Raw genomic sequence first — 9724 nt, 5'->3', positions numbered from 1 at the left:
GGAGTTGGTGGAGTCGGCGTCGGAGTTTCCGCAGGAGTTGGAGTTGGTGGAGTCGGCGTCGGAGTTTCCGCAGGAGTTGGAGTTGGTGGAGTCGGCGTCGGAGTTTCCGCAGGAGTTGGAGTTGGTGGAGTCGGCGTCGGAGTTTCCGCAGGAGTTGGAGTTGGTGGAGTCGGCGTCGGAGTTTCCGCAGGAGTTGGAGTTGGTGGAGTCGGCGTCGGAGTTTCCGCAGGAGTTGGAGTTGGTGGAGTCGGCGTCGGAGTTTCCGCAGGAGTCGGAGTTGGCGTTGGTGGAGTCGGCGTCGGAGTTTCCGCAGGAGTTGGAGTTGGTGGAGTCGGGGTCGGAGTTTCCGCAGGAGTCGGAGTTGGCGTTGGTGGAGTCGGCGTCGGAGTTTCCGCAGGAGTCGGCGTCGGAGTTTCCGCAGGAGTCGGCGTCGGAGTTGGCGTCGGAGTTGGCGTCGGAGTTGGTGTTGGTGGAGTTGGCGTCGGTGGAGTTGGTGTCGGAGTTAGTGGGTTGACGGTAATATTCACACGATCGCTATCGGTTTGAGCACCGCCTAATTCTGGCGCTCCGCGATCGTTTGTCGTCAAAGTCAGCGTATCCGTTCCAACAAAGTTCGGATTGGGCGTATAAGTTAAACCCTCTAAAGCAGCATTAATATCAGCCTGTTTTCCCGTATAAATCAGGCTGTTGCTGCCATTCCCCGATCCCGTTAAACCTGTCAGCGAATTGAGCGTAATAATTCCGCTGGTAACGCTGAGATTAACTTCGACAGACTCACTATCGGAATCCGATACAGAGATACTATTACCGTTGCTAGCAGAGAAGATGCGAGGAGTATTTTCAGTCGTCGTTTCTTTGCCATCAGTAGTAATGTTGACACTCCAGCTAGCAATATTTCCCGGAGTAGTAGCACCGGAAGCTTTACTATTCTCTTGGTTGGCATCAACTGCATACAATTTCCAACTACCATTGGGGTTAGTTTTATTAAAAACAGAAAGAGTCGAACCGTAAGGCCCTTCTGGTGCCCCGGTCGGTGTTTGCGTATTGTTGTTATACAAAAAGGGATAAATATCGCGAAAACCGTTTAACGAATAGTTACTCGGTTTGTACTTGCCTGAAGTAATAATCGGCAAAGTAGTAGGGTATGGCTGACGAAGAAACGCAGCCGCATTATCATCGAAGTTCAGCCTGATGTTGTTAAGTGGTGCAGAGCCCACCTGAGACATTAACACTACATTTTGTCCCTCTGGGCCAACTAGCAAGAGGTTGATTACCTGCGATGAACCATCCAAGCCATTAAAAGTTTGGACATTGTTGAGAGTGGCTGTAACGCTGTCTACATTTCCCGTCACGCCTGAAACCTCGATCTCAGACGGATACGGTGTCGCTAAAACGTTATATACCAAGTCTCCGCTGTTGAGGGTAATATTGTTAGAGTTAGTTGTGGTAGTAGTTGTTTTTCCCGGTACAGTGTTGACTGGTGGTTGAGTGCGGCGAAGGGAAAATTCCGAGGTATCCCCTGTAGTTTTGTTAGTAGCAGTAGCGGCGAGAACCGGTTTGCCTGCTACTGGAGAGTAGGCGAAGTTGATATTAGCATTGCCAGCACTATCTGTCGTAACGTCTTGGAAACCTAGAAAAGTTTCACCTTGACCTGCACCTGCCGGGTGATAACTGGTATTTGCAAAGAATTCGACGCGGAAGGTGGCGTTAGGAGTGCTGTTGAGAATGCCGCTGACTGTGTTGCCGCTAACTGAGGTCAGAACCGGGAAATTTTGCAGATTATTGCTACCTGTATCAGCGTCGCCTAAATCGTTGGGAGTGATGCCAGTATTGCCGAGTAAGTCAATTCCTAATTCTTTGTTGTTAAAGATGCTATTCCCTTGAATAGTGTTGCTGGCGGAACTTGCAATAATTTCAATACCACTACCATTATTGTTAGCAATGACATTTCCTTCTCCGGCTGCAGTACCGCCGATGATCGTATTATTCGCGTTGCGGTAGGAGATAAGAATGCCATCGCCATCGTTGCCTAAAGCTATTGTCCCCGTGGCATCAGTCCCTATGTAATTGCCAGTAATTTTGGTGTTTGTGACTCCCCCTGAATCTGTTCCAGCAATAAATATACCTGCAATACCTTCGTTACCAGAGATGACGTTTCCCGAGATAATATTGCCTGTTAGGGTGGTGACATTAGGATAATTGTTTTGAGTGTAACTTTGGATGTGGACGCCATAGCCAGTGTTGCCTACAGCCGTCGTACCGCTAATATCAGTACCAATGTAGTTGTCTTGGATGGTATTGTTATTAGTTGTAATCAGAATGCCCTTGCCAGCGAAATTTGAGCCCTTTCCAAATCCGTTAATAACCAATCCTTCAATGGTACTGCCACGGGAATCTTCTGCGCCGACAAAAGGGCTTTTCCCTAACTCTAAACCAGCGACATAGGGAGACGAAGGAGACGAAGATCTTTGTACTAAACTACCATTTAGTTCGATAAGGGGTTTACCAGCATATCCAGGTTGAGATCTGCCATTGATCCTAACTGGGCTGGTGATGACAGGTAAGGCTTCATTTAGGGTAATCCTATGAGGCCCTGGGTCGGTAATGTTAAATTCAATTATGTCTAATCCGGGATTGGAATTAGCTTCGTTAATGGCCTGTCTTAGAGAACCTGTACCGCTATCGAAAATATTGGTAACGATGGTAGCCAAAACAGACGCATAATTTTGCATCGCGTTTGACTCGAATGCTAGGGGCGATTTAATGTTGCCGATTTTTTCTTCTAGTTCCCAATTCCCACCTAATTTTGCACTCCCCGTGAGATATTTAGATGCGGCGATATTTGCACCGGTGAGGGATGCAATGCGGTGGAGGAATTGGACACCATCTACGGCTTGTTCATCGAGTCCGCCGTTCGTTTCCACCCCCGTCTCATAGCAAAAGTCCTCTTTAGAGGACTGTTTAATGAAATTGTTTTTAGTCGGTTTCAACCGACTTTCGCTTTGAGACAGGGAATTTATTCCCTGGCGGAATTTCTGACAAGCGGGGGATGCTGCTGCTACGTTGCAGCCGTAAATCAGGATGTCTGCATCAATTGTTAAAGCGCGTCGCCATTGCTGAAATTGCTTGCTATAAGCTTGTAGGTTATCGACAGACAGTCTGGTTTTACCGAGTTGCAAGCTTCCCGGTTCGCCGTGGGAAACTAGATGAATGCTGTCAATATTAGTGCGATTAGCTAGCACTTCGCTAATTTGTTCGACTCCATCTCTGTGGGAGTCGATAACTATTGCTTCTACTCCCAATTTCACTCCATCTAGAAGTGTTTGATAGTCTGCTACTGCCGCATCTATAAATACTATTGTACTGGGGTTATTGGGCCGATCGCTCTTTTCCCCAAAACTCCCCTTGTCGGCGTTGATTTGATTCGGAAGTTTGCTCGCACCTGCTGATAAAACTGGCATCATGGCTGTGTACCCTATAGCTTAAAGTTAACAATTTTTCATAAATCTAGGACAAGCACACCGGAACTAAAAAAAAACGTTTTCTTCACGGTAGAAATCCCTAAAACTGTGATTTTATGAGAGCAACTCGGTTTGTTTGCAGGTCTTAAATTTATTGAATCCGACTCTATTGTTTGTGGCTTTTTTTTTAGCACCCTAAACAAATGAGTTGAGATTTTTTTATTAACTCAACTATACCCAGCATACGTACGTATGTAAAAAATTTTAATAAAAATACATATTTTCGACTCCTCCTAATCGCGGTCAGTCCGCTAGCCTCATATATTTTCCCACTCACTTACTGTGCCGATCGCGCTGCCGATCGAGCTTTGCCAAAACAGCACCCGAAACATCCGCCAGAATGCTAATTATCCGATACAAAGCCACGGCACTCAGAATTATACCCGTAGAAAAGCGATCGGACAGCAGGGCGATCGCCGTTGCTTCAAATACTCCCATTCCCCCCGGTGCACCCGGTACGATTAAACCGACAACAAACGCAAAACAAAAAGCACCGAACAAGTTGGGAATATTGCTAAAGTTCACCGGAGTTAAAGCCGTTACAGTTAGCAAAAATCCGCAGCCCCGCAATCCGATAAAACACATTTGTCCGATTAACGGCACTAAAGGATAGCGTTTAATTGGCCAATTAATTTGGCGACCGGACTTGACACGCAATGTTTTTTTAGCTATGTTGGAAGTAGACTCTGTAGGAAAATTTAGTTGCTCCTCCGCAGCCTCCTCAGCCTTTGAATTTTCCCCCTTGTTCTTGGATAACTTCAACCGCTCTACAAAGAGAACGATCGGATTTAAAATTCGGGGATGAATCGCCGTTAAAATAGCAGTAAAACCGACAATCCGCCAAAACCAATTGAATTTGTCAAAACAAATCAACCCAATCAAAACGCCTGCCGAAGCCATCAGCAGCGGTTCCAGCAACACGCTGAGAGTAGCAGCTTTGGGGAAAATGCCGGCCTTTTTGGCCTCCAATATTCGACCCCAAAAATGCCAAATATTCCCCGGCAAATACTTGGCAATATTAGTTTTGAGAAAAACTTGAATCGCCCAGGCGGCATTTACAGGTTGGCGGAATTCCCGCAAAATCAACATCCACACCCAGCCGACAATAATTAGAGAAAGTAAAGTGACGCCGAGGGCGATCGCCAGCAACGGAAAACTTTCGGCTCGAATTTGGATATTCGCGACTTCTCGCCAGTGAGTTAAAAAAGCTTTGGCAATAAATAAAAACGTCCCGCCCAAAATCAAATAGCGCAAATAAGGCTTTAAATGCGACTTCGCGATCTTCAAAAAATTCTGAATTCGATGCAAGTGTGGTTTTCCCATTTTCTGATCCCGATTTTGAATTTGGGATTAAGTTATAGTGTTTTAGATTTTATATTTGAGATGGGCTAAGCCGGAATTGTGGTTGATTTACACGGCATGATATGACGGAATAAATCTGTTTAACCTCACCTATGCAGACCTCTACAAACTGTGCGTAATGCCCGCGTTACAGACTATTTAGGGCGTTTTTAACCACAAACTTAAATTTAAAATCTAAAATTTAGATCGATATACCTCGCTAGGAGTACATTTCTATGCCCGGCCCGAGCCCTGACGGTCTTTCCTATCTTTTAGATGATAGCCCCAATAGTTTCGCCTTGACTCCGGGCTTTTTGACTCCTTATCCTAACGGATTTTTTGCCCTCGGCGGCAACGATTTTATTATCGGTTCGTCGGATGCCGATCGCATCAGCGGCGATAATGGTAACGATCGCATTCTCGGCGGCAGCAATTCCGATACCCTGTTCGGGGGTGCAGACAACGATGTGCTTAACGGCGGTGTCAGCAGCGACATCCTGTTTGGCGATGCCGGCAGCGATACCTTGCAGGGAGGTAAGGGAGATGACGCCCTCAACGGTGACTCTGGCAGCGACGTTTTAGTGGGCGATGGCGGCAAAGATATGCTGACAGGGGGTTTGGGCTTCGATACCTTTGTCCTCCGCAGCGACTCCGCAGTCACCGATCCGGCTGCTGCAGACGTTATTACTGACTTTAACAGTTTTGTGGATTCGATCGGACTGACTGACAACCTTACCGAAGCTGACTTGATCCTCGAAGAAATCTCGATCGCCCCCGGTATTTCCAATACATTAATTAAAATTCGCCAATCCAATGCTATTTTAGGCTTGGTAGCCAACGCATCTCCACAAGACCTCGCCGATACATTCATCTCTGCAACTACCGTATTGGGCAACCAACTGGATCAAGCTCGCGATTTAGGCATTTTGGGCGACACTCAAACGATCGCAGACTCGGTTAGCAACGCCCGGCCAGACGGCCTTTACCGCTTTATTTTGCCTGCAATTAGCGACTTTAAATTAACTGTCAGCGGTTTGACGGCTGATGTTGACGTTGCTCTAATTAAAGATCTTAACGGCGACAATTCTATTGACTTCACCGATATTATTGCTTCTTCTCAACAACCGAATTTATCGCCGGAGTCGATCGACATCGACGGTGTAGCCGCAGGAACTTACTTTGTCCGAATTTATCAATACCAAGGCAGTACAGATTTCACCCTAAATCTGTCTGCAACTCCTGCAACTGTTTCTCCTAACAATCCGAGCAACTTGCAGGGTTTTGACTCTCGTTTTGGGTTCGGTTTGGTGAATGCAGCGGCAGCAGTTGCTAAAGCTCAAGGTACTGCAACTTTTCCTGATGTTCCCGATTTGGGTGGCGAGGATTGGGGCAGAGATTTAATTAAAGCTCCAGAAGTTTGGGCCCAAGGCTTGACTGGAGACGGAATTGTGGTGGCAGTTATCGACAGCGGAGTTGACTACAATCACCCGGATTTGACGGGGAATATTTGGAGCAATGGGGGGGAAACTGGTGTTGATGCGATCGGTCGCAATAAAGCTAGCAACGGGGTTGATGATGACAACAATGGCTTTGTTGACGATTTCCGAGGATGGGATTTTGTCAACAACGATAATGACCCGATGGATGATAACAATCACGGCACTCATATATCGGGTTTAGTTGCTGCGAAAAAAGATGGGGTTGGGATTACTGGAACGGCTCCCACTGCGAAGATTATGCCTTTAAAAATACTTGATGGGGCAGGAGTGGGTAAAATTCGGGATGAAATTAATGCGATTAATTATGCGGTGGCAAATGGAGCGAAGATTATTAATGTGAGTTTGGGTGGCCTACAGTTGAACGATCAAGAATTGAATGCGATTCGAGCGGCGGAAGCTCAAGGCGCGATCGTGATTTCGGCTGCCGGAAATGATGCTCGCGCACAAGCAGATTATCCAGCTCGGTTTGCCAATGAGGTAGGAATTGCTGTCGGTGCTGTTAGCCGAAATGGCTTGTTTGCGAATTATTCTAACCGGGCGGGTTCGGAGGCCATTAATTATTTTGTTGGTCCGGGCGGCGACGGTGGCACGACGGGTTCTGGTGACGTTTATTCAACTGTGTCGCTTTCGGAACCGGGGATTCCCTATCAATATTTTGCGGGTACTTCAATGGCAGTGCCACAAGTATCCGGGGTGATAGCTTTAATGTTACAAGCTAATCCGAGTCTGACTCCTGCTGATATTAAGAGGATTCTTGCGGAAACTGCCAATCGATCGGTTTGAATTCGATCTGGTGCGCTCTACAATCCTCAATCTTCTACCAATTATTAAAAGCAAACCGTGGGGACACGGCAATGCCGTGTCCTACTCCCCGCGCCGGACATGGCATTGCCCTGTCCCTACAGACGCTTCCCTAAAATTAATCTGTATCACTACTTTTGGGAATTGGTATTAAAAATTGGCGGCGTAAGTTAAGTCAAATTGGCGGCACAGGGTGATGCAGCAGTAGCTTGGTCGATCGAATACTAACTCGTAATTCATCTGGCCGTCTATTTTGGTGATCGGCTGCTTTAAGGGGATGCCCTGAATGTCGTATTGGCGGCGTTCTAAGGCACTCCAGTCGATAATTTTGAAGTCGATTTGGTTCTGCAACTCAGTTGCGATCAGATATAGGTGCATCTTGTCTTGAACTTTCCCAGTCAAGGGAACTTTTATTAACACTGACTGGGTGACAAGGGGTTTTTGGTCGTTGGGATGCTTCTGGGTGTGGCAGCTTTTGAGTTCTATATCGTAAGGTTCTACCTTGAATTTCTCTCCACTGGCGATCGCAGATGAGTGCAAATCTTTCAGGCACTTTTCTAGGTGAGGAATCAGCCCTAAGTCGGGATCACACAGCAGTTTACGAATGTTGGAGGTTTCAGTGACTGTCATTTGAGACTTTTGATGTTATTTTTTGATTCTTAACTTTAAGCTTACCGCGAAAAGCAACCCTATTGAACTATACTTGCGACATAGTTCCGAAAATACCGTTTATCGTCCGTATGTTGCAGTGAATAAGACATTTATTTTTTGGCAGCAAACCCGTGTTTTTTGCTTTAATGTTTTAGATTATTTTTTGGTAATTTTCCACAGATTAAGCTCGACATTAGGGTCAGCCGGATCTATTTGATAGTTTTGTTGCTGAATTGCCGATCGCAAAGTAGAGGACGGTCTGTATAAAAACAACTCACTGAAACCCCCGGGAATTGGTGGCGGTTGGGGTTTTTTCTTTGCCAATTCTCGATTTTTGTAGCAAGAAGTGTAACAGCGGGGTTCTATTAGCAGTTTGACTTTTGGTTCTAGGTAATAACTTAAAGGCATGATATGTGCGATATTGGCATCGCTGATAATTAGGGGATTGCTGGCTTGATTGACAGTCCCAGCTACTTCCAAGGCACGCAACCAACCGCTGCCTTTATTCCACCAAATATCTGCTTGAGAACTAACTCCACCGGATATAATACCTGCGAAAAAAACTGCAACTATAACTATTTTCCACAGTTTTTGCTGTTTTAACTTCTCCAAATTGTTACTAATTTTCGCCGACAGCAGGTAAGCCACTGCTAGCTGAATTCCCACATAACAAGGAACTAAATATCGCGGATTTGCCGATCGCCTTCCACCCTTGATTAGATCGGGTAGTGCTAAAAATAAAGCTGTTGTTGCAATTAATAACAATACAATCAACCACACTCGCTTTGGTGTTTGTCGGTATAAAAAATAAAGGGCATAGCCGACTAAAGCTAGAATCATGATACCAACTGGAATTAGCAAGGCTAGTTGTGTGGCGTTGGCAGTCCCATCAATGCCTATATCAAAAAATGCTATGCTGAGGGAACCAACCCACCTGCTGACTAATCTTAAGTAATTTGTTTGTTCGGCCCATACTGTTGTGCTTCTAACTTGATTGAAGTTTTCTACAGTATTTATGAGGGAAGGCATGAAGCCGATCAAAGCGATTAAAGCTGCTACATAATAGGAAATGAATGTTTTCACATCGCGCCAGTTGGCAATAACTGCGACGTAGATTGCGTGGGCGGCAGCGACGCAGACAAATAACAAGTGGGTGTACAATCCCAGTGTTGCTGTGCCTGCATAAAGCGCCCAGGGAAGAACTAGGGCGACAGGATTTTGATTTTCGTCAGAGCGCATTGCTCGCAGCAAGGCTGCACTGGATAAAATAGTAGTTATTGTCCACAAACTGTACTGTCTTGCTTCTTGGGCAAATATGATATGGTAGGGAGAAATCGCGAAAAGTGCGATCGCCATCCACGCTACTGCTGAAGATTCAAATAACTCCCAAGCCAGCCAATAAATTGCGGGAAATACTAGCAGACTAATCACGGCGGCCAAACTTCTCATTGCGGCCACGGAACTGCCGAACCATTGCGCCCAATATCGCGCTAGTACGTAATACAGAGGGGGGTGTTGGGGGTCTTCTGTTGCTAAAGAATTCAGGGTATCGCTTACAGTTTTTTCGGAATTTATCTGCTGATATTTTTGTAAATCCGCAGGCGAGGTTATTTTCTGGTAAGAAATTTGTTTGATTATTTCGGCTTCGGTGTAGCCCGAAACTCTCAAAGAAGTATATGTTTCGTCGATCCAGTAAAATTTGCGATCGAGATTGGCGAATCGAAATAAAATGCCTATGACTAATACGGCGATAATTAAAAATCGCAGCCACTTGTCAAGTGAAGGGTTGTGAGAATTTAGTCGATCGCGCTCTTTCGTAGATTCCATTTTATAACTAGCTAATCTGGCACAAATTTTTTCTGTTACCCCACCCGTAAGGTGCGCTAGGCGCACCCTACTAACTTAACAGCC

The 9724-nt window shown here is 45.9% G+C and carries 5 protein-coding genes; 1 reads left to right on the top strand and 4 read right to left on the bottom strand.

The genetic code is table 11. From position 1 onward, the window contains the following. On the bottom strand, positions 1–3464 hold a 3464-nt coding region (locus QUA62_RS07460; protein WP_333403291.1), incomplete at its 3' end, for a DUF4347 domain-containing protein. A gap of 330 nt (positions 3465–3794) precedes the next feature. Beyond that, positions 3795–4844: a lysylphosphatidylglycerol synthase domain-containing protein gene (locus QUA62_RS07455; protein ID WP_333403290.1), complete on the bottom strand. Its 1050-nt coding sequence runs from the start codon at positions 4842–4844 to the stop codon at positions 3795–3797. 254 nt (positions 4845–5098) lie between these two features. Between QUA62_RS07455 and QUA62_RS07450 the strand changes: the two genes are divergently transcribed. Continuing rightward, the gene (locus QUA62_RS07450; protein WP_333403289.1) at positions 5099–7144 is read left to right on the top strand and encodes a S8 family serine peptidase; all 2046 of its coding nucleotides are present in this window, start codon (positions 5099–5101) and stop codon (positions 7142–7144) included. 168 nt (positions 7145–7312) lie between these two features. Here QUA62_RS07450 and QUA62_RS07445 read toward each other — a convergent pair whose 3' ends face one another. After that, positions 7313–7792: a hypothetical protein gene (locus QUA62_RS07445; protein ID WP_190660196.1), complete on the bottom strand. Its 480-nt coding sequence runs from the start codon at positions 7790–7792 to the stop codon at positions 7313–7315. A 177-nt stretch (positions 7793–7969) separates the two neighbouring features. After that, positions 7970–9640: a glycosyltransferase family 39 protein gene (locus QUA62_RS07440; protein ID WP_333403288.1), complete on the bottom strand. Its 1671-nt coding sequence runs from the start codon at positions 9638–9640 to the stop codon at positions 7970–7972. Between the last annotated feature and the right edge of the window lie 84 nt (positions 9641–9724).

It is taken from the genome of Microcoleus sp. MON1_C1 (assembly GCF_036701945.1).
In the GTDB taxonomy this organism is placed as follows: Bacteria; Cyanobacteriota; Cyanobacteriia; order Cyanobacteriales; family Microcoleaceae; genus Microcoleus.
Note: the sequence above shows the minus strand (reverse complement) of the source record. Positions and strands in the feature narration are given on the sequence as shown.